Origin of the sequence: Thiocapsa imhoffii, from assembly GCF_016583985.1 — a bacterium.
In the GTDB taxonomy this organism is placed as follows: domain Bacteria; phylum Pseudomonadota; class Gammaproteobacteria; order Chromatiales; family Chromatiaceae; genus Thiocapsa; species Thiocapsa imhoffii.
This window is the reverse complement of record NZ_NRSD01000003.1, coordinates 22,335-46,966: the sequence shown is the minus strand read 5'-3', so window position 1 is coordinate 46,966 and position 24,632 is coordinate 22,335. Positions and strand designations below refer to the sequence as shown.

General features: G+C 62.0%; 18 protein-coding genes. 12 read left to right on the top strand and 6 right to left on the bottom strand.

What is annotated here, in order from left to right:
• Positions 1-281 precede the first annotated feature (281 nt).
• The 5 genes from CKO25_RS04200 to CKO25_RS04180 all read left to right on the top strand — a co-directional run bounded on the left by CKO25_RS04200 (position 282) and on the right by CKO25_RS04180 (position 5,555).
• Positions 282-476 carry a hypothetical protein gene (locus tag CKO25_RS04200; RefSeq protein WP_200386689.1) on the top strand — a complete coding sequence of 65 codons (195 nt, stop codon included), beginning with the start codon at positions 282-284 and terminating at the stop codon, positions 474-476.
• Positions 477-638: 162 nt separating this feature from the next.
• Positions 639-1,490, top strand: a complete 852-nt coding sequence (locus CKO25_RS04195) for a DedA family protein (protein ID WP_200386688.1) — start codon at positions 639-641, stop codon at positions 1,488-1,490.
• A gap of 18 nt (positions 1,491-1,508) precedes the next feature.
• Entirely contained in the window at positions 1,509-3,572 is a 2,064-nt protein-coding gene (gene clcA, locus CKO25_RS04190; RefSeq protein ID WP_200386687.1) for a H(+)/Cl(-) exchange transporter ClcA, read from the top strand.
• A 15-nt stretch (positions 3,573-3,587) separates the two neighbouring features.
• The gene (locus CKO25_RS04185; RefSeq protein WP_200386686.1) at positions 3,588-4,700 is read left to right on the top strand and encodes a linear amide C-N hydrolase; all 1,113 of its coding nucleotides are present in this window, start codon (positions 3,588-3,590) and stop codon (positions 4,698-4,700) included.
• A 198-nt stretch (positions 4,701-4,898) separates the two neighbouring features.
• Positions 4,899-5,555, top strand: a complete 657-nt coding sequence (locus CKO25_RS04180) for a potassium channel family protein (protein ID WP_200386685.1) — start codon at positions 4,899-4,901, stop codon at positions 5,553-5,555.
• Positions 5,556-5,719: 164 nt separating this feature from the next.
• Here the strand turns inward: CKO25_RS04180 and aspT are convergent, their stop codons facing one another.
• Together aspT and CKO25_RS04170 are read right to left on the bottom strand one after the other, a co-directional pair.
• Entirely contained in the window at positions 5,720-7,408 is a 1,689-nt protein-coding gene (gene aspT, locus CKO25_RS04175; RefSeq protein ID WP_200386684.1) for an aspartate-alanine antiporter, read from the bottom strand.
• 180 nt (positions 7,409-7,588) lie between these two features.
• Positions 7,589-8,719 (bottom strand): helix-turn-helix transcriptional regulator, encoded by a 1,131-nt coding sequence (locus tag CKO25_RS04170; RefSeq protein WP_200386683.1) that lies wholly within the window; start codon positions 8,717-8,719, stop codon positions 7,589-7,591.
• A gap of 542 nt (positions 8,720-9,261) precedes the next feature.
• Here CKO25_RS04170 and gad point away from each other — a divergent pair.
• The 7 genes from gad (at position 9,262) to CKO25_RS04135 (ending at position 20,055) form a co-directional block, all read left to right on the top strand.
• A complete protein-coding gene (gad, locus tag CKO25_RS04165) occupies positions 9,262-10,695 on the top strand; it encodes a glutamate decarboxylase (protein ID WP_200386682.1) in 1,434 nt (477 codons plus the stop codon).
• Between the two features lie 174 nt (positions 10,696-10,869).
• Positions 10,870-12,405 carry a glutamate/gamma-aminobutyrate antiporter gene (gene gadC, locus CKO25_RS04160; RefSeq protein ID WP_200386681.1) on the top strand — a complete coding sequence of 512 codons (1,536 nt, stop codon included), beginning with the start codon at positions 10,870-10,872 and terminating at the stop codon, positions 12,403-12,405.
• Between the two features lie 69 nt (positions 12,406-12,474).
• Positions 12,475-13,518: a polyphosphate kinase 2 family protein gene (locus CKO25_RS04155; protein WP_242467404.1), complete on the top strand. Its 1,044-nt coding sequence runs from the start codon at positions 12,475-12,477 to the stop codon at positions 13,516-13,518.
• A gap of 153 nt (positions 13,519-13,671) precedes the next feature.
• Positions 13,672-16,248: a plasma-membrane proton-efflux P-type ATPase gene (locus CKO25_RS04150; protein ID WP_200386680.1), complete on the top strand. Its 2,577-nt coding sequence runs from the start codon at positions 13,672-13,674 to the stop codon at positions 16,246-16,248.
• Positions 16,249-16,325: 77 nt separating this feature from the next.
• Complete coding sequence (locus tag CKO25_RS04145; RefSeq protein WP_200386679.1) at positions 16,326-17,555, top strand: SLC13 family permease; 1,230 nt, start codon at positions 16,326-16,328, stop codon at positions 17,553-17,555.
• Between the two features lie 226 nt (positions 17,556-17,781).
• On the top strand, positions 17,782-18,720 hold the full coding sequence (locus tag CKO25_RS04140; protein WP_200386678.1) for a hypothetical protein: 939 nt from the start codon (positions 17,782-17,784) through the stop codon (positions 18,718-18,720).
• A 12-nt stretch (positions 18,721-18,732) separates the two neighbouring features.
• Positions 18,733-20,055 carry a carbohydrate porin gene (locus CKO25_RS04135; RefSeq protein ID WP_200386677.1) on the top strand — a complete coding sequence of 441 codons (1,323 nt, stop codon included), beginning with the start codon at positions 18,733-18,735 and terminating at the stop codon, positions 20,053-20,055.
• 115 nt (positions 20,056-20,170) lie between these two features.
• Here CKO25_RS04135 and CKO25_RS04130 read toward each other — a convergent pair whose 3' ends face one another.
• The 4 genes from CKO25_RS04130 to CKO25_RS04115 form a co-directional block, all read right to left on the bottom strand.
• Positions 20,171-20,734: an LEA/WHy family protein gene (locus CKO25_RS04130; protein WP_200386676.1), complete on the bottom strand. Its 564-nt coding sequence runs from the start codon at positions 20,732-20,734 to the stop codon at positions 20,171-20,173.
• A gap of 240 nt (positions 20,735-20,974) precedes the next feature.
• Positions 20,975-21,802 carry a TSUP family transporter gene (locus CKO25_RS04125; protein ID WP_200386675.1) on the bottom strand — a complete coding sequence of 276 codons (828 nt, stop codon included), beginning with the start codon at positions 21,800-21,802 and terminating at the stop codon, positions 20,975-20,977.
• 43 nt (positions 21,803-21,845) lie between these two features.
• Positions 21,846-22,856, bottom strand: a complete 1,011-nt coding sequence (gene cydB, locus CKO25_RS04120; RefSeq protein WP_200386674.1) for a cytochrome d ubiquinol oxidase subunit II — start codon at positions 22,854-22,856, stop codon at positions 21,846-21,848.
• Positions 22,853-24,349 (bottom strand): cytochrome ubiquinol oxidase subunit I, encoded by a 1,497-nt coding sequence (locus CKO25_RS04115; RefSeq protein ID WP_200386673.1) that lies wholly within the window; start codon positions 24,347-24,349, stop codon positions 22,853-22,855. The genes cydB and CKO25_RS04115 overlap by 4 nt, the downstream gene beginning before the upstream one ends.
• Positions 24,350-24,632: the final 283 nt, after the last annotated feature.

The following is a 24,632-nucleotide window of genomic DNA, read 5'->3' as shown; positions in this document are numbered from 1 at the left end:
CCGATTCGGAATCGGCTCCGGACCGCCACGGGATCACGGGATCGTGAGTGGCGATCGCAGGTCATTCAGGTCATGAAGGGTAGGGCAGCCTCGGCTTGCAGAGGTCGCGGACAGGGGTTAACGTTTGCGCCAGTGAGGACGCAGGCCGTGTCGCTCGTTCCAACGGGGCCAGGACGCCGCGACTCACATGCCGAGCGAATGAGGGTAGGGTCGGTCTGAAACGGACGACGCATCGTTGCGGGTGCGGATAAACCAATAAACCTAAAACAGGATTCAGCGACATGGCTTCAATCGAAGAGATCGAAATGGCCCGTTATGCGAAAGAGCTCGAGGACGATGTGCGTCACCTCGTGAAAAAATACGGCCGGATCATGGGCTGGGATGTCCCTGATCTCGACGAGCAAGAGGCGCGTCGCCTCATCCTGGATGCCCTCCACGCAGCGGTGACACACGTGGGTTCGGACACCAAACTCTAATCCCTCGAGCCGGCTGCGCCGGACCCCACGCGAGCAATCCGGTGCGCCCCGGGTTGCTCGCACCACGGCCTGTTGGGTGTGATGAGCCTGATCATCAGGGTGCGATCAGCCATCATTCGCGTGATCCACACACCCCAATCACCTTCCGGTTTGGTTCTTCAGATGAGCAGATATCAAACAGATTCGCGGCGTCTCGATGCTCGGCACAGGTTCGTGCTGGTCTTGTTCTTGCTATCGAGTGCGGTGTTCGCCTTCGCGCTCGGCCACAGCGCGCTTGCGCAGCCGGTTGAGGGCGCGGCGCAGCAGCCGACCGAGCGTCATGTCCAAGAACAGGCGGAACTCCATGCCGGTGAAGTCAAGATCGATGTGCAGGCGCACCGTTTCGCCAGCGCGATCACCAAGGACATCGAGCATGTCGAGCCCTATCTTGACCGCTACGGCTACTGGGCGGTGTTCGCGGCGGTCGGGATCGAGGGCCTCGGGATTCCAGCACCCGGGCAGACACTCTTGGAGGCTGGCGCGCTGGTCTCCGCGGTCCCCGGCAGCCGTCTCAACATTTCAATGCTGTTATTCGTGACCATCCTGGCAACCACGATCGGTCAGACCCTGGGTTATCTGATCGGTCGATCCGGTGGGCGCGCGGTGCTCAATCGGTTGCCACTCTCCAAGGAAGGCCTCGAGAAGATCGAGCACGCCTTCCATCGGTATGGAGGATGGCTGGTCGTCTTTGGCCGCTTCGTGGACGGACCACGCCAGTTGATCGGTCTCTTTTCCGGTGTCCTCGTGATGTCATGGGGCCGCTTCATGCTGCTGAATGTCATCGGCGCCGTTCTGTGGGCGAGCTTCTGGGCGCTCGGGGTCTATTATCTCGATCTGCATTTCGACGTCCTGGTCACCGCGCTGCGACACATCAATCCCTGGATCGGATGGCTCACCGTCATCGCTGGCGTGGCCCTGCTCGTCTACCTGGTGATCGCACTGATCCGCCAGCGGGGCCAGCGGCACTCAACCTAGTAGGGTTAAAACCCAGCGATGACGTTTTCCTGGCGGCTCTACGTTGCGGCAACCCTCGTCGGTGTCCTTGCGGGACTGATTGGGGCGTCCTTCCATGCGCTACTCGATCTAGCTGCCGCACACCGCGGTGACTTGAAAGTGCTGCTCGAAGCGGCACCAGTCCCGGGCTGGCTGCTGCTGATGCTGCTCGGTGCCCTGGTCTTGGTCGCTGCCATGTGGCTGGTGCGCCGCTTCGCTCCGGAGACAGCCGGCAGTGGCGTGCAAGAGGTCGAGGCCATCCTCGCCGGCGAGCGCCAACTGCGGTGGAAGCGGGTGCTGCCGGTGAAGTTCGTGGCCGGCACCCTGGCCGTCGGTTCCGGGCTCGTGCTCGGCCGGGAAGGGCCGACCATCCACATGGGCGCGGCCCTGGGGCAGATGGCCAGCGAGCGTATCGAGTCGCAACCTGGCGCCAACCGGGCCCTCATCGCAGCCGGCGCGGCGGCGGGCCTGGCCACGGCCTTCAATGCACCGTTGGCGTCCATTGTCTTCGTCACCGAGGAACTGCGCGAGCACTTCGAATATCGCTTTGCGACCATCCAGTCGGTCATCCTCGCCTGCTGCGCCGCGGTCGTCGTGAGTGGCTGGATGCTCGGTCAGGGTCCCGATCTGGCGATGCCGGATTTGAATATGGCCCCGCTGGAGGCACTGCCACTGTTCCTGGTGCTCGGCATCCTCATCGGTGCGCTTGGGGTCCTGTTCAACCGGCTGCTGCTCGGTTCGGTGGCCTCGTTCCGGGCGCTTGGTTCTCCGGGGGCCTACACCGCCGCCGCCGTCTCCGGCCTCATGCTCGGTGCCTTAATCTGGTTCGCGCCCAATACCGTCGGCGGCGGAGAAACCCTGGTCGAGAATCTCATGCATGGGCAACCGGCGTTGCTCTTCTTGCTCGCGCTGCTCGCGGTGCGGCTGCTGACGTCCATCGGCTCCTATGGCCTGGGTCTCCCGGGTGGCATCTTTGCGCCGATGCTGGCGCTCGGCACCATTTGCGGAGCGGCCTTCGCGGCCTTGGTGACGCTGTTGGCACCGACCCTGGACCTCGCGCCCGAGGTCTTCGCGGTCGCCGCCATGGGAGCCCTGTTCGCGGCGACCGTGCGTGCGCCGCTCACCGGCATCATCCTGGTGATCGAACTCACCGGCGCGCAAGCCCTGGCGCTTCCGATCATTCTCACCTGTCTGGCCGCCACCTTCACCGCCGAGGGGATCGGGGGGCGGCCGATCTACAGTGCTCTGCTCGGGCTCCAACATCAGCCGCCACCACGCGCACCGGCGCGGCGAATTGCGGCGGCGGCGATGATCCTGATTGCCTTCATCGCCATCGAGCGACTGGATGTCGCGTTCCAAGGGACCGGCATGGAGCCGACCAAGACCTTAGCCGAGGTGGAGTCGCCGATGCCGACCCTGGCGGAACGGGCGACCACCGATTTGCCGCGGGTCGCGCCGGAGATGGCCTCGCCACCGCTGCCCAGGGTGGCGACCACACCAGCCATCCCGGCACCAGATCCGGAACAGACCAGCCCTGCGCCCGCGCCACGGGAACCCTTGGCCGCTGCGTCCACGCCGGAGGCGGTGTCCCCACGGCCCCCCGAGGCGGTATTGCCTGAACCGGAACGGTCTACCGTTCCGGCCCTGTCCGATGAACGGCCGAGTCCAGCGACCTTGCCGGTTCCAGAGACCTCTCCTGAACCCGCATTGGCGCAGGCGGCTGGCGAACACGCCGAACAGGAGGAGGCCGCGTCGCCGACGCCCGCACCCGAGTCGGCTGCCACCATTGCGACAGACGCACGTTTCAGCATCCAATTGATCAGCTTCCGCAATATCGGCAGTCAGGTGCGTTTCGCCGAGGATGAGGGGCTGCTCGGTGAGGCCCTGAGGTTCGAGACGGACGATCAAGGTGCGCGCTGGCATCCCGTGCTGCTCGGCGCCTATGCCGACCGCGCGGCGGCCGAGACCGCGCTAGCCGCACTGCCGGAGCCTTTGCAACGCCTCAATCCGATCATCCGCCCGCTCGCCCCCGGCGAACGTTTGGTGTTGATCAAAGCGCCCTGAACGGAGGAGATGTGAATGTGTACTTCGCTCGTTTATCGTGACGCCGCGGGCAGATCCTATTTCGGGCGGACGCTCGAACTGACGATCGATTTGCCCTATCTCATCACCTGGTTTCCCAAGGGCTTCGCGATGAGTTCGCAGATTGCGAATCACCCCCCCGTGCGCATCACGACCCAGTATGGTGTGTTCGCCGTGACCATGCCGGCACGGATCCCGACACAGGACAACCCCATCGGTCCGCGGGATCTCAAGGTCTTGGAGGGGCTGAACGATCAGGGCCTGACTTTCAGTCTCTTGTCCTACCCAACGGCGGCCGGAGATGAGGTGCCGGTCCCGAGTGAGACGGCGGTGCTGTCGGCCTCTGATCTTGGGCTCTGGGCGCTGGGGCAGTTTCGTTCCGTTGCCGAAGTCAAGGCCGCGCTGGTCACGCAGCCGGTGATGTTGGAGGCCCTCGCGATGCTGGGTGGCGTCGTGTCTCCCTTCCACTATCTGGTGAATGACGCCTCCGGCGCCTCCTTGGTCATCGAATTCCATCAGGGCAAGATGTCGGTCTACGACAATCCGGTGCGCGTGCTGACCAACGCGCCTCCCTTTGACTGGCATTTGACGAATCTCGACAACTACACCTACCTCAGTAACGTGGATCGGCCGACGGCGACCTTTGGTGACTATCTGGCGAGCCAGCCGGATTCGGGGGTCGCGACCTCGGGCTTGCCGGCCTCCAACACCTCGGTCGGGCGCTTCGTGCGCGCCGCCTTCTATGCGCAGTACACCGAGAAGGTGGAGACGCCGGACCGGGCCGTCACGACGCTCGCTCACGTGATGAACAATTTCGACCGGCCACGCGGGGTGACGATTGATCTGCCCGAGGCCGGAATCAGCCACCTGGAGGTGAAGGGTCTCGATGAGGCAGGCGATGGGGCGGCCACCGAATTCACCTGTTGGACGAGCCTCTCCGACCTGGATCGCAAGCTCTTCTTTTTGCGGTCTTACGATACCTTCAACTACACGCGCTTCGATCTCACGGCACTCGCTGGAGCAGATCGCCCTCTCGTGTTGCCGTCAAAAAGGTTTGGGGCTGATGCGCTCGAGGGGACGGCCGCGTTGTTGGAGTCCGCCCGTGATTGAGATCTCCCACCGGCCCATTCTCGGTTAAGCTCAGATCTTTCGGGTGAGCGTTACCGATGGCACCCCCGCGGGATGGGTCGCGGGCCCCTGGGAAGTTGCCCTCATGCCCGCGGCAGCGCCAAGCGGCGATGACGCGTCCGAATCAAGGTCCATCGCATGTTCGATAGGCATCGCGGGCATCATGCAACGACTGATTTGATGCGCGGCTCCGCGCACGATGAGCGCCCAACCCGCTTTGCCATGTTGCTCCTCAGCCTGCTGGTGCTCGGTGGCGCCAGTGGCTTTGCGACCACCGATATCGGGGAGTTGGTCGCTAATATCGCGGCATCGGCGGTGCTGCTCGCCGGCATGGCCTCGCTCTATCACAACCGGATCCTGCTCCTGATCGGCTGCGTGCTGCTGGTGCCGGCATTGGCTACGCGCTGGACCTTTTTCTGGCTCCAAGGCTCAGCGCTGGCGCCGGTCTCGATCTTGTTCTCGCTCCTGTTTACCGTTTTCAACGCGGGTGCCCTGTTCCTCTACATCCAGCGCCGCGGATCGCCAACCAACGACACGGTGTACGGCGGCATCTGCGTCTACATCCTGCTCGGCTACTGCTTTGCGCTCGTGTTCATGCTGCTGGAGGTGCTCTCACCGGGCTCGTTCGCCTACACCCATGAGGTTCCGGTTGGCATTGCCCAGATCGAGAGTGATCTGATCTATTACAGCTTCGTGACCTTGACCACCGTTGGCTTCGGCGATATCACGCCTTTGACGCCGCCGGCAAAGTCTTTGACGATGATCGAGTCCGTGGTCGGACCGATGTTCGTCGCCGTCTTCATCGCCCGCCTGGTTGGGATACGGACCTCGAGGTAGGACATCGCGCCCAGTCAGCGTCCGCGATTCGGCCGGCGCCAAGGTCCTCGGCTTGCGAACCATGCGATCGCTCTTCGGCTTGATGAGATACAGAGGGGATCTTGGAGATCAAGAAGGTGTGCGGCGGGGTGGCCAATCTCATGGTGTTGGCTTGACCGCGGCGCTCAAGTGATCAGCACGATCACAATGCCGAACAGCGTGAGGATAATGCTCGAGGTCGCATAGGCGACGGAATAGCCAATCGCCGGCACGTCGCTGTTCGCCTTGTCTGTAATCATGCTGAGCGCGGCGGCGGCGGTGCGTGAACCCGCGCAACAACCAAACAGGATCGCATCATCGAAGCGGAAGAGATATTTTCCGATGTAGAGCGAGAGCAACATGGGCACCGCCGCCGCGGCGATGCTCCAGAGCACGAAAATGGATCCTAGCTGTTGCAGTCCGGCCAGGACACCGGGGCCGGCGCTGAGACCAACAACGGCAATGAACATGTTCAGGCCGATTGAACTCATAAACCAGGTCGTCGCCCGCGGCACTCGACCAAACGCAGGCCGGACCGAGCGCAGCCAGCCAAAGAGCAGGCCGATCAGCAGCACGCCGCCCGCCGTGGAGAGGGTGAGCGGGATCGAGCCGACGTTCAGCGTGAGGGTCCCAATCAACGCGCCGAGGGCGATTGCCGCGCCGATGAAGGCAATATCAGCGCGCTCGGTCTTCTGGTCGAGATAGCCAAATCGTTTGGCAATGGCGGCAATATCGGCCGGACGACCAACCACCGAGACCACGTCGCCGCGATAGAGTCTGGTGTCGGGGAGGATCGGGATCGACACCGACATCGCGCCTCTGTGGATCGCGGTCAAGAAGATGCCGCGTGTCTCCGGCATCCGCGCGATCTCGCTCAGCGTCTGATGATGGATCTGCTTCGCGGTCACCAGAATGTCGGTGCCCTCAACCTGAACACCAAGCAATTCTGGGTCATCCACTTCGGTCAAAACCTGACCGACCTCATTCAACAGGACACTACGCACGCCGGAGATGGCGATGATATCGCCCACTTCCAGCACCGTGGCGGTGGTCGCTTCGACGATGGTGTTCTGACGACGTAGCCGTGCGATAAAGAGGTGATGATTCTCAAAGGCGTGTTCGGCCTGCACGACCGTCATCCCGACCAGTGCCGATCCCGCATCGATGCGATAGGCGCGTGCGACATACTGGTGCCATGCCGTGCCGCGACCGCTTCGATCCGTTTCCCCACCGACCCGTTTGACATAGTCACGGCAGGCTGCGGGAAGGTTGATCCGCAGCAGTTTCGGCCCGAGGATGCCCAGCACGATGACCGAGCCGAATGTGCCGATGACATAGCTGATTGAGAATGCGGCGGGCAGCATGTGGATGCTGTCGGCTTTGACGGAATCGGCGAGCGCGGAATGCTCGATCGCGGTCTGTGACAGACCAATCGCGGATGACGTGGTCGTAGATCCGGCATAGAGGCCCGCGGCGATCCCGACATCATAGCCCGCTAGGATGACCACCAGATAGACGCAGCCGAGACTCAAGACGCACACCACGACGGCGAACAGCGCCTGCTGGAGTCCGCCTGAAAACAGACCGCGCACGAACTGCGGTCCGGCGCTGTAGCCAATCGCAAAGAGGTAGAGTGCGAAGAAGACGGTCTTGACGTCGGGAGAGACGGTGATGCCGATTTGGCCGATCACCAAGGCGGCGAGCAGCGTTGCGGTCACGTCCCCGAGCGCAATGCCGGCGATCTGAACCCGGCCAACCGAATAGCCGATGAGAAGTGACAGAAAGAGCGGGATTTCAACATTGTCGCGCAGAGTCGCGATCAACCATTCCATCATTGCGCGGTGGTTCCGATTGTTTGGTTTCGGACTGGAACTCCAAACGCCCCGAATCGTCCGGTGATGTACTGAACCGGTAGGCTAGTCAGGGTCGGAGGTGAGGTCAAGGCTTGGAAACGGGGGGAAGGGTCACGCGAGAATCGGTTCCTGAACGCACGTTGTCCGTGCACCGCACGGGGTTCAGTCCAAGGAAATCCGTCCGAGATTGCTAATCTTCAGGGCGAGTTGCGCTTGCCGATTGACGCCGGCTTTGCGAAAGACGGTCTTGAGGACATTCCGAGCCGTTCCAAGCGCGATACCCAGTGTCTCGGCGACCTCTTCGATGGGCATGCCGCAACCAATGAGGGACGCGAGTCTGGCCTCGCTAATGGTCAAATTCATGCAATCTCTCAACACCACCGGATCGACCTGCGTATCACGCACGAAGGGCGTTGCCAAGACGAGGATCGCGGCGGCGGACCAATGCCCGAACCGCATGCGTGCGGCATTGCTGACCGGCACCGCCCACACGACCAGTCGCGTTCCATTCGTCCCGGTCAGGATGCACGGCTTTGGTGTTTCGCACTCCGAGATCGCTTGGTGTGTCTTGAGGACATAGTTTCTGAAGGTGTCTCGCTCCCCGGGGACACGCGCGGTCAAGTATCCGTCACTCGCATCGAAATATGCCTCGAATTGTGCTCGGCCCGCGCGATTGCTGAAGAGGATGCGGCCATCCGCGCTGAGGGTATGCATGCCCGCATCGACAGCGTTGAGCGCTTGCCGCAGGGCTGTCCCCATGCTTTCCATGTTGGTCAGGTACAAGGAGATCCGCAAGGCCTGCTCGACGTGCCGTCCGAGCAGGCCCAGGGTTTGCATTTCTTCGTGCGTAAACGGCCCTTTGGCCTTAGCTCTTGGCACCGACAGGACGACCAGGCCGTGGCGGTCCGGAAGGATGAGGCAGGACATCAGCCAACCGAACCCAACGCGCCGGAAAAAGTCGGTGTAGATCGGATGCGTCTGGATCTCCAATTCGCTGGCGACGGTTTGATCGCTCATGACCTCGAGGCCTTGCAGATTCAAGGCAATCGCCCGCTGCGCGTGCAGATCCTGCTCCCACCAATGCTCCTCTAAATAGACGGTCACGGCTGGATGCAGTTTTTCCGGATAGATGAAGACGGGATTCGGTTGGGTCTCGTAAAACAGGATGACGCTTCCTTCCCCGTCAAAATAGTCTCCGATGCGTTCTAGGACGTCGGGCCATCGTTCAGGGTTCGGACCGGCCGAATAAATCGCCTCGATGGTGTCGCTAAGGGCCTGTATCTGCGCGTTCATTGAACTCTAGCCCTCTGTGAGAAAGCGCCGCGAGGTCGAAGTACGTGGTCATGGACGTCACTCATGAATCGGCCCAAACATGCGATCCGGCGCGATGATGGGCTGTCGAGTCCATCAGGACAAGCGTGCCGGAGTCTGGGCGCGATCCGCCGTTCGACCTCGTGGGCCTGGCGTGCTTAGGACTCCGGTCGCTCCCGCGGACGGCGTGGCGACCGCCTCGGGCAGGGCGACTGGGGAGTAGGGATGCGGGGCGGAATTTATCCAAAATGGGACATTGACGCCTGTTTCCCTGCGTCGGAAGATCATTGGGGAATGAGGCAGAGCAACCCATTGATGGTGGACGTCTCCGTTGCGGGATTCATGCCGAAGCGTACCACATGCCTGGCGTCGTTTCTGTTGCCCTCCGTACCCGCGCAGCCTGGGCAGAATGTCTGCACTGATACAGGAGATGTTCGTGCTGCTTGGTCGCCTGCCGAGCAAGCAGCCGAGCTTGAGATGTGGTTCCGGTTTCCCCCTTTTCCACAGTCGAGGAGTGTACAACGATGGCACAGCACGATGCTCGCGCGCCAAGCGGTGGCAACGACCAAGATCCGATCTTCGATGCGGCCGAGAACGACATGGATGAGACCTACGGCTCGAGCGAGCTTGCCACGGGACTCCCGAAGTTGACCTTCCCCGAACGCGAGCGCGATCCGCGACGCATTTATGCCGCGGTCCGCGATGAACTGATGCTCGACGGGAATTCGCGTCAAAATCTCGCGACCTTCTGCCAGACCTGGGAGGAGCCCGAGATCCATCAACTGATGGATGACTGCATCGACAAGAATATGATCGACAAAGACGAGTATCCGCAGACGGCCGAGATCGAATCGCGCTGTGTGCGAATGCTCGCCGATCTCTGGCATGCCCCTGCCGGCGAGCAGGCCGTCGGTTGCTCCACCACCGGCTCGAGCGAGGCCGCCATGTTGGGCGGACTGGCGATGAAGCGCCGTTGGGAGACAAGGCGCCGGGCCGCGGGCAAGCCCACCGATAAGCCCAATCTGGTCACCGGGCCGGTCCAGGTTTGCTGGCACAAATTTACCCGCTACTGGGATATCGAGCACCGCGAGATCCCGATGGAGCAGGGGCGCCTCCTGATGACGCCCGAGGAAGTGCTGAGCCGCTGCGACGAGAACACGATCGGCGTCGTGCCGACCCTGGGCGTGACCTTCACCGGAGAGTACGAGCCGGTGAAGGCGATCAGCGATGCGCTCGACGGCTTCCAGGCCAAGACCGGTCTGGACATTCCGATCCACGTCGATGGTGCCAGCGGCGGCTTCCTCGCCCCCTTCTGCGCACCCGAGCTGGAGTGGGACTTCCGCCTGCCACGGGTGCGCTCGATCAACGCCTCGGGTCATAAGTTCGGCCTCGCCCCGCTCGGTGTGGGTTGGGTGTTGTGGCGCGAAGAGCAGGACCTCCCCGAGAGCATGGTGTTCTGGGTGAATTATCTCGGCGGCAACATGCGCGATATCGCGCTGAACTTCTCGCGCCCGGCCGGGCAGATCGTGTGTCAGTACTACAACTTCCTGCGTCTCGGGCAGGAGGGCTACCGTAAGGTCCATACCGCCTGTTATCGCAGCGCCGAATACCTGGCTGAGGAGATCGCGAAGATGGGGCCGTTCGAGATGGTCTTCGGCGGCGACATGGCGCGCGGCATCCCGGCGGTGTCCTGGAAGCTGATCGACGGCACTGATCCAGGCTTCACCCTGTTCGATCTGGCCGATCGGTTGCGGGTCCGCGGCTGGCAAGTGCCGGCCTACACCTTGCCCGCGAATTGCCAGGACCAGGCGATCCAGCGGATCTTGGTGCGCAACGGTGTCAGCCGTGACCTCTGTATGCTGCTCATCGAGCATATGCAGGCGGCCCTGAGCCATATCGACGCGCATCCGATTCAGGCGTCGCTCACGAGCAAAGAGGCCTCGGGTTTCCATCACTAGGACAAGCACCCCAAGAGCTTCCCCTGGGTGTTTAGACCCTGCATCGGCGGTGCGGCGGCGCGAGGTCGGCCATTCTCAAGCGTGTATCCGGCGGAGTGCACAGCACCGCCCTGAAGCGGTTTGCGGGTTGAGGAGACGGTGACCCACCGAGGTGATCTGAAGAGGACATTCGACATGGCTGCCGATGCCGCAAACACACCATCGAAACAGCTCTCGTTACTGGGGTTCTTCGCCATCACGGCCTCCATGGTGATGGCCGTCTATGAGTATCCGGCGTTTGCCACCTCCGGCTTCAGCCTGGTGTTCTTCCTGTTGCTGGGTGGTCTCCTTTGGTTCATCCCGGTCGGCCTGTGCGCGGCCGAGATGGCCACCGTGGAAGGCTGGCAGGAGGGCGGTGTCTTTGCCTGGGTGTCCAACACCCTTGGCGAGCGCTGGGGGTTCGCGGCGATCTCCTTCACCTATCTGCAGATCGCGGTCGGCTTTGTCCCCATGCTCTACTTCGTGCTCGGAGCCTTGTCCTACATCCTAGCCTGGCCGGAATTGAACACGGATCCGGTCGTCAAGACCATCGCCGCGCTCATCATCCTGTGGGGCCTCGCCGCGACCCAGCTCGGCGGCACCAAATACACCGCCAAGATCTCCAAGGCGGGTTTTTTCGGCGGGATCCTGCTGCCCGCCCTCATCCTGGTCTGCCTGGCGATCCTGCACCTAGCGAGCGGGTCGAAGCTCGAAATTATCATGGATGCATCGACCTTTTTCCCCAATTTTAGTCAGATCGGAACGCTGGTGGTGTTCGTGGCCTTCATCCTCAGCTACATGGGGGTCGAGGCGTCAGCCACCCATGTCAATGAGATGCGCAATCCCGGACGGGATTATCCGCTCGCGATCTTCTTGCTGATGTTGGCGGCGATCACGCTCAGCTCGATTGGTGGGCTGTCGGTCGCGGCCGTGATCCCTCATGACCAGATCAACCTGAGCTCAGGCGTGGTCCAGACCTTCCATCAGCTCATCCTCACCCATGGCGGGAGTGGTCTCGGCTGGGCGGTTCGGATCATTGCCGCGCTGTTGATGCTCGGTGTGCTGGCAGAAATCGCGGCCTGGATCGTGGGGCCCTCGCGCGGCATGTATGTGACGGCCGAGAAGGGGATCCTGCCGTCCGCCATGGCCAAGGTGAACAAGAATGGCGTACCCGTGCCGCTGGTCGTCTTCCAGCTCTTGCTGACCACTGTCGCCATCATCGTGCTCACCAATACCGGCGGCGGCAATAACATGTCGTTCCTGATCGCACTAGCGCTCACGGTCGTGCTCTATCTCATGACTTATTTCATGCTGTTTCTCGGCTACATGACGCTGGTGCTCAAACACCCCGAGAAAAAGCGTGGCTTCAACATTCCCGGCGGCAAGGTGGTGAAGCTGTTGGTCGCGAGTTCCGGCTTCTTGGTCTCGTTGCTGGCCTTCGTGGTGTCATTTTTTCCGCCGAGCGGTCTGCCCGGCGGTGAGAGTACCGACGTCTACGTGGGGCTGTTGTTGGTGAGCTTTCTGGTGGTGGTCATGATCCCCTTCATCGTCTACGCGCTGCACGGGAACCGGCCGGGGCGCTTGGTGCACATCAAGCACCAGAATGCCCCGCTCGGCCACTTCGCGATTCATCCCCGGGGGCGCGGGAGTCATCTCCTCGTGCCGATCGACGAGAGCAAGGACACCGCGTAGAGGGCTCATGCCCCCTCGGGCGGAGAGCAACGCCGATCCGCGGCGTTCTCTTCGCCACGACCTCTCGGGTTGAGCGCGGCGCTGAAACCACCAGTTCGCATTCGCGCATGCCGCTGCGCCGTCTCCATCTCTTCGCGCGCAAGGAGATTCAGCATCATGAGTTACCGAAAACGATTTGGCGTCGCACCTGACTCCAAGGTGGACTTGAGCAAGATCGACGCATCCTTCAAGGATCAGCATGAAACCCATGAGGATGCGCTGGCGGACATTGAGGCGCAGAAACAGAGGCTACGCGATCTGCAATATCTGCTCTACGCCGAGGGTCAGCAATCCCTGCTGATCGTGTTGCAGGGGCGTGACGCCGCGGGGAAGGATGGCACGATCAACCACGTGCTCGGGGCGATGAATCCGCAGGGATGTTCCGTCACGGGTTTCAAGGTCCCGTCCAAGGAGGAAGCCGCCCATGACTTCCTGTGGCGCTATCACCAGCATGCGCCAGGCAGGGGACAGGTGGCGATCTTCAATCGCTCCCATTACGAAGACGTTTTGGTACAGCGGGTGCACGACATGGTTCCGCGTGCGGTCTGGTCCAAGCGCTATGCCCACATCAATGCCTTCGAGCAGATGCTCGCCGACCATGGCACGCGGATCCTGAAGTTCTATCTTCACATCGACAGCGACGAGCAACTTCGGCGCTTCAAGCAGCGCATCGACGATCCGGCACGGCATTGGAAAATCAGCGAGGGGGATTATGCCGAACGCCCGTTTTGGGATGCTTACACCAGCGCTTTTGAAGACGCCCTGAGTCAATGCAGTACCGAGCACGCGCCCTGGTTTGTCATTCCGTCCAATCACAAATGGTTCCGGAATCTTGCCATCTCGAAAATCGTCGTGGAGACGCTCGAGTCTCTGAAGATGTCCTTCCCGGCGCCGTCAGTGGAGATGGCGGAGATCGTGAGCAAGTACCACAGCATGGCGGAACAAGCGGGCATCGCTGATGCGGAGACGTCTGCCGATGCGTCGCTCGTGGCCAAGCGCGACGCCGCCAAGCACAGCAAGAAAAAGCAAAAGCAAAAGAAGAAGAGCAAGAAGCACGGCGCGCGCGACCACTGATCAGACGATCGGCGGCGCGCGCCGAGTGCTTGCGTTTTCTGGACCCCATGCGGTTTTGACACCACGACGACCGGCGCGCCCTGGCACCGTCTCACGGCGGCGTCATTCGGTGGCATCGGGACGTCTGCAGGATCAAGCGCCAGGAGCGAACAGATGAATGAATCGAATGCCGTAAGCAACCCGGCTTCGGTCGGTGGGTTAGTCGATCTGGACAAGCGTCCGGTTGCCGAGGTGCTGGCCGCACTGGACGTGAAGGCGGATGCGGGATTGAGCAACGCGGAAGCGGAGCAGCGGCTGGCACAGTACGGCCCCAACGCGTTGGTGGAACAGCAAAAGGGGCTGCTAGCCACGCTGCTCGGCCCCTTTACGGGACCGATCGCTTACATGATCGAGGCCGCCGCTTTGGTCTCGGCTTTCCTCGGGCGCTGGAACGACTTTGCCGTCATCTTCGGCCTCCTGCTCTTCAATGCGGCCCTGGAGTTTTGGCAGGAACGCAAGGCCTCCAATGCCCTGGCGGCCCTGAAGAACAGCCTGGCGCCAGAGGCGACCGCGCTGCGCGCGGGCCAATGGCAGACGGTCCCGGCGTCAACCTTAGTCCCGGGGGACATCGTCAAGATTCGGCTAGGCGTCATCGTTCCAGCCGATTTACGGTTGGTGAGCGGCGACTACGCCGCCATTGACCAGGCGGCACTGACTGGCGAGTCACTCCCCGCCAGCAAGAAGGTGGGCGACGAGGCGTATTCCGGCAGTGTGGTGAAAGAGGGTGAGATGGAGGGTGTCGTCATTGCCACCGGCTCCAACACCTTTTTCGGTCGGACCGCTCAATTGGTCGCCGGTGCCGGATCGGTCAGCCATGCCCAGACCGCCATGTTTCAGATCGCCAATTTCCTCATCGTCGTCGCGGTGGTGCTGGCGCTGATCATGGTCGGATTCGATGTCTGGCGCGACATCGTGGTTCAGGATGACTGGAAATGGGAGGACGCGCTCAACATCCTGCAGTTCGTGTTGATCTTGCTGGTGGCGTCGATCCCGGTCGCGATGCCAGCGGTGTTCTCGATCACCATGGCGTTGGGAGCGCTGGCCCTGTCCAAGCAGAAGGCGATTGTCTCCAAACTCTCGGCAATCGAGGAAATGGCGGGCGTCGACATCCTCTGCTCGGATAAAACGGGTACCCTAACCAAGAACGTCCTGACGCTCGCCGAACCCATCCTGTTCGCCAGCACCGACCCGCAGGAGGTGATCCGATCCGGTGCCTTGGCCTCCAAGATCGAAGACCGCGACGCCATCGACACGGCCGTGATCGGCGCTTTGCAGGATCAAGCCGTCCTCTCCGCTTACAAACAGATCAACTACAAGCCGTTCGACCCAGTCGGCAAGCGCACCCAGGCCGAAGTCTCGACGCCAGACGGCAAGACCATACTGGTCTCCAAGGGCGCCCCCCAGGTGATCGCCGCCTTGGCCAACCTGGACGATCCCGATGCTGCGAAGGTCAAGCAGGCCGTCGAGGACCTAGGCGCCAAGGGCTATCGTGCGCTCGGCGTCGCGCGCTCTGAGGACGATGGCAAGACCTGGAGTCTGCTCGGCATCCTGCCGATGTTCGACCCGCCGCGGGACGATTCCAAGGCCACCATCGATGAGGCCGCTCGCAAGGGCGTCCGGGTCAAGATGGTGACCGGCGACGATACCGCCATCGCCCGGGAAACCGCTCGCCAGCTCGGCCTTGGGACCCATATCATCCCGGCGGCGGAAGCCTTTCCCAAGGACATGGACCCCAACAAGGTTCCGCCCGATATTGCCGAGGCGATCGAGCGGGCGGATGGGTTCGCGCGGGTCTTTCCGGAGCACAAGTACGCCATCGTCAAGGCATTACAGGATCGCGGCCATCTGGTCGCCATGACCGGGGACGGTGTCAATGACGCGCCGGCGCTGAAACAGGCGGATTGCGGCACCGCCGTGTCCGGGGCCACCGACGCCGCCCGGGGCGCCGCCGCGTTGATCCTCACGGCCCCAGGCTTGTCGGTCATCAACAGCGCGGTCGATGAGGCGCGGCGCATTTTCGGCCGGATCAACAGCTACACCATCTACCGCGTCGCACTGACCATGGACATCATGTTCCTGGTCGTGCTGTCCACACTGCTGCTGGACTTCACGCCGCTGACCGCGATCATGATCGTGATGCTGGCGGTGCTCGATGACGCGCCGATCATGGCCATCGCCTACGACAATACCGAGGTGGCGCCGCAGCCGATCCGCTGGAAGATGCGCCGTGTGCTGGCCGTGTCCTCCGTGCTTGGCTTGTTCTCCGTGGTGCAGTCCTTCGGTCTGCTGCTGATCGGTTTCACGATCCTGAACAGCGCACCGGATCAGGCCTTCTTTCAACTCTTCACCCAGGCTGAGCTGCAATCCGTGATGTTCCTGCAGATCGTCCTCGGCGGTCACTTTCTGCTCTACAATACGCGCACCGCACGATGGTTCTTTTTGCCACCGTTCCCGAGCCTCCCGCTCAATGCCGCACTCTGGGCAACCAACATCCTCGCGATCCTCATGTGCGCCTATGGCTGGCTGGTGCCCAAGCTGTCGTGGACGACGATTGGTTGGGTCCTGGCCTATACGCTGGTCTGGGTCTTCTTGATGGATGTGATCAAGCGGATCACCTATGCCCTGGCCGATCACAAGACCGAATGGCAGGCAAAGCACCGGCGTGCGGTCAATCAACAGCTTGGAGCCTAATCGCACAACCCTGATCTGGTCGACCTGGACGATAAGAATGTCGTCCGCGTTCGCCAACCGTTCGTGAGGGCGAGAATGTGTCCATCACCCTGATCGTCTTTCTGGTGGTCTATCTCGGCATGATTCTGGGCGGATTGCCCGGTCTGAAGATGGACCGTGCCTCGGTGGCGCTCGGCGGCGCCGTTGCGTTGCTCGCGTTTGGCGCCTTGGATGGGGCGGCGGCCATCGCCACCATCGACTTCGGGACGTTGGGGATGCTGTTCGGGCTGATGCTCGTGTCGGTACAACTGCAGACGGCGGGCTTCTACGCGGCACTCTCGGGCATGGTGGCTCGCATTCAAGCCACACAGGTGATGCTGTTAGGCCTGCTGATCGCGTTGGTGGGGGTGCTCTCGGCCTTTCTCACCAACGATGTGGTCGCGGTGGCGATGACTCCGGTGGTGCTCGCGATCGCGCTGCGCCGTGGCATGAATCCGTTGCCGTTCTTGCTGGCGATCGCGCTGGCGGCTAATGCCGGTTCGGTCGCGACCATTATCGGTAGCCCCCAAAACATGTTGATCGCACAGCGGCTGGAGCTGGGTTTCGGCGGGTATCTGGTGTACGCACTGGTGCCGGCGCTGTTGGCGCTCCTTGTGGTCTGGGCGGTGCTTGCCTTCGCCTATCGTGGTCGTTGGACGCTGGAAGGCAGTGAGGCGCCACGGCCGGATGCCTTGCCTGATCCATCCTTCGACCGCTGGGAGACGATCAAGGGTCTGTTGGTGTTGTTCTTTTTGCTCTACGCGTTCGTCTTCACCGAATGGGACCGTGGCATGGTCGCGACCGTCGGTGGCGTGCTGATGCTGTTCAACGCACGTTTCATGGCGCGGCCGATGCTTGAAAAGGTGGACTGGGACTTGCTGATCCTGTTCGTCGGACTGTTCATCGTCAATGGTGCCTTTGCCAACGCCGGTTTCTCGACGGAATTGGTGACATGGCTGCGGACGATGGGGGTTGACTTGCACAACTCGAGCGTATTATTCGCGGCCACGGCGGTCCTGAGTGATATCACCTCCAATGTGCCAACCGTGATGCTGCTGCTCCCCTTTGCCGGAGAAGATCCGCTTGCCGGGCCGCTGATGGCGCTCGCCAGTGGTCTCTCTAGCAACCTGATCATCATCGGCAGCCTCGCCAACATCATCGTTGTCGATGCGGCGGCGGCAAAGGGTCTGAAGATCTCCTTCTGGAACTTCGCCAAGATCGGTCTCCCCGTATCCGTTGTGACCTTGTCCATCGCCTATCTGTGGGTCCGGCTCGTGGTTGCGCACTGAGCGGCTTTGTGGCTCGGTGTGATGGTGATGATCGTGGCCTGGATCCTGGACTCATCGCAAGGCCGGTCTGTGACGGCGAAGTAGGGGATCGTGACGAGTGCGATGACCCGGCACGGCAAGGAGGACGTTCCCGTGCCGCCGGCGCCGCGGTCGCGACCGCGGCTAGGGACAGACCGTCGTGACATGAGAACATGAGAAACTCCGAACTCGGTTTAGTATCCCTCGTATGAAGACGACGGCGAATCGGCGCTCACTGCGCAATCCGTTTATTTCGCGCGTGGTGCAAACACTGGACGACGGTCATCAACTGGTGTTCCTCTCGAGGCGCCAGCGCAAGCGACTGCGGCCGTTTCATCTGACTCCGAATCACCTCAACGCGCATGTGATAACACCCCGGCCGCAGCAACCGCACACGGCCTGGTTGCGCCTCTGGGCACCTCAGAGTCTAGCCTGGTGGATTGCGCTTCTGTTCCTCATCGGGTCCGCCTGTTTCGCCTACGGCGGCTTTGCCGCCAACTGGCCCGAGCTGCTGAAGCCTGACATGGCCACGACACCCGTCATCGGGGTCGTGTTTTTCGTCGGTTCCTTGTTCTTTACCTCGGCCGCTGGTCTGCAACTGCTCGAAGCGATCAACGGTGATATCGCCGACCTGGGAACGGGGCCGTCCGGTCAGCGTCGGGCTTGGCACTGGTGGGCGTGGAAACCACACAACGCTGGCTATTTGTCCAGTCTGATCCAGTTTGCGGGCACCCTATTGTTCAACTTCAATACCGGCGACGCGCTGCTCGCGGGACTGGGTTGGGTGGAAAAGGATGTGCTGATCTGGACCCCCGATATGATCGGGAGTCTCTGTTTCCTAGCGGCCAGTTACTTGGCATTGATGGAGATCTCGCACGGTTGGTGGTCGTTCGAGCCGCGCCAGGTCGCCTGGTGGGTGGTCATGATCAACTTGGCCGGTTCGATCGCCTTCCAGGTCTCGGCCTTCTATGCGTTCTTCCCGCCACCGCCCGATGTGAGCTGGAGCTGGATCTGGGATGCCAATCTATGGACCTTCATTGGCGCTCTGTGCTTCTTTGTTGCCAGTTACCTGATGATCCCGGAGCTGTTCGATGCCGATTCTGGCAAGACGGTCGTCTTGTCTCCACACGAGCGACTCAGCGCCTGAAACATGGTACCCATGATCCAATACTCCAATGACCATCCTGACAAGGAAGGGTACGCCATGATTGCGCAGTCCCAGTCGATATCCGGCATCATTGTCGCGGTGGTTTTGACCGGGCTCGCAAATCCAGCGCTGGCCCAGGGCGGGGCTGCTGAATCACCACTGTTGGGCATGAGCGAGGTTGTGGAGGTCGGGAGGATCGGTCGGGTGCATGACCGTATCCGCCGGGCCAACTTGTGGTCGGAGTGGAATCAGGAGCTGACCGGTCTGTATGGTGACTATTCGCGCTTCAAGCGCTCCGTCACCAAGGCGACGGGGCTGTCCTGGTCGCTGACCACGAGCTATCTGCAGCAATGGGGTGAGCCCGACGGCGGCTGGACATCAGGGCAAATCCTGCTGACACCGGGATTCGACTGGACCTTGTTCGACAGCACGCGGTTTGGCAGTGGCTCGCTGCAGGCCTCCTACACCCTCGTCGATTACCCCTGGCGGCAGACCGCCGCGAACATCGCTGAAAATCTCGGAATCATTACTGAGATGAATGACTTCCCGGGCTCCGGCGACGATGCCTTTGATCAGCTCACCTATACCCAGGCGCTGCCCGGGAACAAGCTCTTGCTGAGCATCGGCCAGTATCCGTTCTACAATTTCGACGGCAATCAATACCTTGCTGATCAGCAGCAGAATTTCAACAGCTATGTGTTGGCCCAGAACGGGAGCTCCACCTACCCGACCGCCGGGCTGGGTGCCTATGCCCAGGTCAACCTGACCAGCACCCTACAGCTCGTCGGCGGGTTTCAGAACGCCACCAACCTCTCCGGTGCCAACCTCTCCACTCGAGGTCTCGCGGGGCACAATTTGGCCTGGATCGGGTATCTCCAGTGGACACCTCGGTTTCGCGGTCTCGGTTCGGCTCAATACGCGTTCAACTATTACGATGTGCCGACGGTGCCAACGCAGCCGCGCGGCACGGGCTGGTCCTTCAGTGGGGTGCAGAATTTGGATGACCGGTGGGCGGTGTTCGGACGAGCCAACGGGGCTTGGGGCTTCACCACACCCATTCGCGCCTCCTATGCCTTGGGCGGAGCCATGAATAACCCGCTCGGTCGCAGCAAGACCGATCAGATCGGTCTCGCCTTCGGCTACAGCGATGCCGCAGGGCCGCCGGTCAACCCGGCTGGGGCCCGTAACGAGAAGCTCGTTGAGCTCTACTGGAACTGGACCCTGTTCGGCGGCCTATTGCTGACGCCAGACGTGCAATACATCCAGGACCCGGCACTGAATCCGGAGCGCGATCATGTCTGGGCCTTCTCGTTGCGCACGACCCTCTTACTCTGATGCATCCCAGCCTGGCTCTTGCCAGCTTGGTGTCTGAGCAGGTCACGGGCAGGCATGAGCCAAGCCGGAGGTGGGCTCTGGTCGTCGCGGAGCCGGGGCGGCCATAGGATGGCGCTCAGCGCGTCCGGAGCAATGGGCTCGCCGCGCGCAACAGAGTGTCTGGATCGATCTCGCCCGAGTAGTGGTAGGGAATCGGCACTACGCCGGCGACGGTCACGGTGCCCGCAATGCGGTATTGCGCCGGCTGAGCTTGGAGCAATAACCGCGGCAGCAGCGCAGCCAGCGTGCTAGCGCTGCCAGTCACCGAGACCTCGACCTCTTCCTCGCCGAATGCTGGGATTTGGCGATCGAGCGTGCCTCCACCAGCGGCGATCTGGGTCCCCTCCAGGGACAAAGCGTAGGTCATCGCCTTGATCGGTAGCGTTCGGTCGTTTGGATTTCTGATCCGTAAACCAATCAGGAAAGACTGCTCCTCAAGCGTGATCTGCCGCGGCCTCAGCGAGGTCAGCGAGACCTCCGGCTCCAGCCAAGGCTGGGTCAGCCCCGCGCAGCCGAGCAATGTCAGCAAGGTCACGGCCAGCAGACATCGGGTCAGGCTGCGCGGGCGGCTCAGGCCGATGGAGCGCGGCGGCCCCGGATGCCGGACAAACAGTGTTAAGGCTCGCCTGGTTAAAGGCATGGTCTTGTCCTTGAGGTGATCCAATCGGCTTGAGGCAGGCTCCCGCTCGAGTGGGTGCGTGCAGGTCGGTGCCTGCTGGGAGAGCAGGCGGATTGTCCTTGGCGATGCCCTTCCACATGACGATGAGATCCTGTCGGGCCTGTTTGGAGATGGTGAGATCCTGCGGTCGACGGGAGGCGTAGCGGGTCTGCTACGAGTCATGTCGGAATGCGATTCATGGTGACTCGGTGAGGGCGGGATTCAAATCCACGACAGGACCTGGTCACGCCCGATGATCAACAGCAGGCTGACCACGAATCCGATCAGCAACAAACCGAGGTAGAGCGCGAAAAAGATGCGTTCGGAGGCGGTGCGATAGAATCGCCGGCCGATCAGGCTGCCGAGGAGCGTAACCGGGATCAGGGCGAGCGCAGCCCCGGCATTGCCCAGATGCAGAATCCCGAGCAGGAGTAACGGTGCCAGTTTGAGCAGATTCTGAACCAACAGGAAGTCCAGTTGGGCCGCCACAAAATGCGCTTTGGGGATGCCGTGCCGCAGGAAGTACAGGGTCAAGAGGGGCGAACCTGAGTTGGCAACGGTCTGACTGATGCCGAGCCCAGTTCCGACCAGGAAGAGCCCCCGGGCGTGGGGTGGCCCCCCGCCGCCTCCGATGCTCGCAATCTTGTTCCGCGCTGCCACCATCGCAACGTAGACGAGCGACAAGCCTGCCACCACAAGTTCCAAACGTCGATGGATGAGCGCCATCTCACCGTCGGCGACCATCAGCCAGAGCAGGAGACCGCCGAGAGCAGTTCCAAGAAAAGCCGCGGGAATCAAGGGCCGCAGCAGCTCAGGACCGGCCTCCCCGCGATGCTGCCAAACGCCGAGCAGCGCCGCCGGCAACATGAGGACGGCGACGATGGCAAGTCCGTCGCTCGCGCCGAGTGCGAACACCATCAAGGGCGAGACCACAAAGCCCCCGGTCCCCAGACCGCTGCGTGCGAAGCCAAGCAGGAAGGCCGCGGACAGCGCCAGGGTCACGGCGAGCCAGGCAATCGGCTGGTCGATGAAGGGACTGATGAGGGTCATGCCGACGGGGCCTCTGTGGGAACGAACCGATGTCGCTAGGCTGTCAGTGATAACTCGCCGTCGGGGAGACCTTGCCGCGAAAGATCCAATAAACGCCGATGGTATAGGCCAAGATCACCGGCAAGACGACCAACCCAATGCCATAGAACATGAAACTCAGCGAGGACAGAGGTGCTGCCGCCTGCTCGATACTGAGGTGATAGGGTAGGATCCAAGGCCAAAAACTGCCGGCGAGCATCGCAAACGCAGCGATGAAGAGTGCCGAGGCCATCAACCAAGGCTGCCAATCGCGCCGTGCCTGCACGCCGCGTAAGAGGCCCCAAACCGCGGCACCGGCAAGCAGGGGAAAGAGGATGAGCCATGGCTGCGCGAGCCAGCGCAGGACGACCTCGTAATTGCCGATCAGCGTTGTGATCAAGGCCAGTGCCACGACAGCGATCACCCCCTTCAGCAACCGCGGCAGCCAAGCATAGGCCCAATCGCGCAGCTCCCCCGTGGTCTTCAACACCAGCCAACCGGCCCCGAGTAGGGCATAACCGACGACTAAGCCGAGGCCGCAGAGCACCGCGAAGGGCGTCAGCCAGTCGAAGGGGCCGCCGACGAAGCGGCCGTCCTCGACGGCGATACCGGCGACCATCGCACCGATCGCGGCCCCCTGGACGAAGGCGGCGATGATGGAGCCGACAATGAAGCCGAGATCCCAGAGCCAGCGGTGGCGTTCCTCCTTGTAGCGGAACTCGAAGGCGACGCCGCGCAGGATTAGGGCCACGAGCAGGAGGGCGACCGGTAGGTAGAAGGCGGACAGGAAGATCGCATAGACCACCGGGAAGGCGCCGAAGAGCACGGTGCCGATGATGACCAGCCAGGTCTCATTGCCATCCCAGACCGGTGCGATCGAACCCATCATCTGTTGGCGGTGCGCCTCGTTACGGTTGAGGGCGAAGAGGACGCCAACCCCGAGGTCGAAGCCATCAAGGAGCACATAAACCAGGATCGAGAACGCGAGGACGCCCGCCCAGAACACTGGCAGTGAGAACGGAAGTTGCTCGATCATGCTGGACCTCCAGCCATGCCGGGCGTGCGCTCAGCTGGCGCGCTCGCCGTGGTCGCGGTGGGATGGGGACCGCCAACCGCGAGCGGCCGCCCCGGGTTGAGACCTGCCGCGGCCTGAGCGATTCCGATAGCGCCGCCCGCGGGACCATCGGCCGGACCTGAGCCAGCGGGATCGCTGGGGCCCTCGCGCAGGAGCCGGTAGAGATACAGGGTCCCCGCTGAAAAAATCAGTGTGTAGACGATCACGTAGGACACCAGCGAGATGAGCGCGACGCTGCTCGAAAGACTCGGGGTCACGGCCTCGGCCGTGCGCATGGCCCCGAAGATGGCCCAGGGTTGGCGACCGACCTCAGCGGTGAGCCAGCCGGTGATGACGGCGATGAAGCCGCTCGGCCAGGCCAGAAAGGTTGCCCAGAGGAACCAGCGCGGGAGCTGGTTCGGATCGCGTGGACGGGCTCGCGCCATGAGCCAGAGTCCGCCCCAAGAGAGGGCCAGCATCACCAAACCGAGACCAACCATGATCCGGAACGCAAAGAACGGGATCAGGAAGGGAGGACGGTCCTCCACCGGCACCGTCACGATGCCGGGCTCCTCGGCAGTGAAGTTACCCTGGTCGACAAAGCTACCGAGATAGGGCAGGGCGATCTCGAAGTGGTTGCGCTCCGCGGCAACATCCGGCCAGGCGAAGAGGATGAGGCGTGCCGGCTGTTCGGTCTGCCAGCGACCCTCGATGATGGTGAACTTACTCGGCTGGTGTTCGGCCGTGTATTCGCCGTTGAGGTGGCCGAAGAGGATTTGCGCAGGGATCAGCAGCGCGGCGATCCCCAGCCCCATGGTCAGCATCACGCGCGCCTCGTTCAGGAGTCGTCCACGCAGCAGATACCAGGCACCGGTCGCCGCAACACAGAAGGCCGTGGTCAGATAGGCGCCGAGCAGCATGTGTGGGAAACGAACCCAGAGCACCGGGTCGAAGAGGATTTCGCCCCAATCGCGTGGTGTAAAGATGCCGTCGACCAACTCATAACCTACTGGCACCTGCATCCAAGAGTTATTGGCCATGATCCAGAAGGCCGAAAAGGTGGTGCCGAGCGCCACCATCAGGGCCGAGAGAAAATAGGCCCAGCGTGGCAGCTTCTCGCGCCCGAACAGGAGCACCCCGAAGAACGTCGCCTCGAGCAGGAAGGCGGTGAAGGATTCGTAGGCGAGCAGCGGCCCTTGAATGGGGCCGGCGCGGGTTGCGAGCTCGCTCCAGTTGGTGCCGAACTGAAATGCCATGACCAGCCCCGAGACGACACCGAGACCGAAGGCAACCGCAAAGATTTTAAGCCAGAAATCGAACAGGCGCCGGTAGACAGCGCGACCGGTGAACAGCGACAGGCCTTCCAAGGTGGCCAGCCAAGCCGCAAGACCGATGGTGAACGCCGGAAAGATGATATGAAAGGAGACCGTGAAGGCGAACTGAAGTCGCGAGACCGAGACCGGATCAATGTCCATCGTCGGGACCTACAACGTCATCGTGATGTGTGATGGCTGGGATTATCAAATGGGCCATAGTGGCTGTCAACGATGATCCCATGTCTCGGCTCGCGTCACGCACTGCAACGGGCTAAAGCAACCTGTGTTCTCATGCTTCAACTTGGCCTGCCTGAACTTCGGTTGCGGGCTTCACGATGGACCTGCTGGCCGAAACCGCGCGCTCTTGACTGACAACGAATCGTCGTCTAGGCTCGAGAAGAGTGTTTCTAATTGATCGACGTGGTCTTGATCGGGTTGCTCA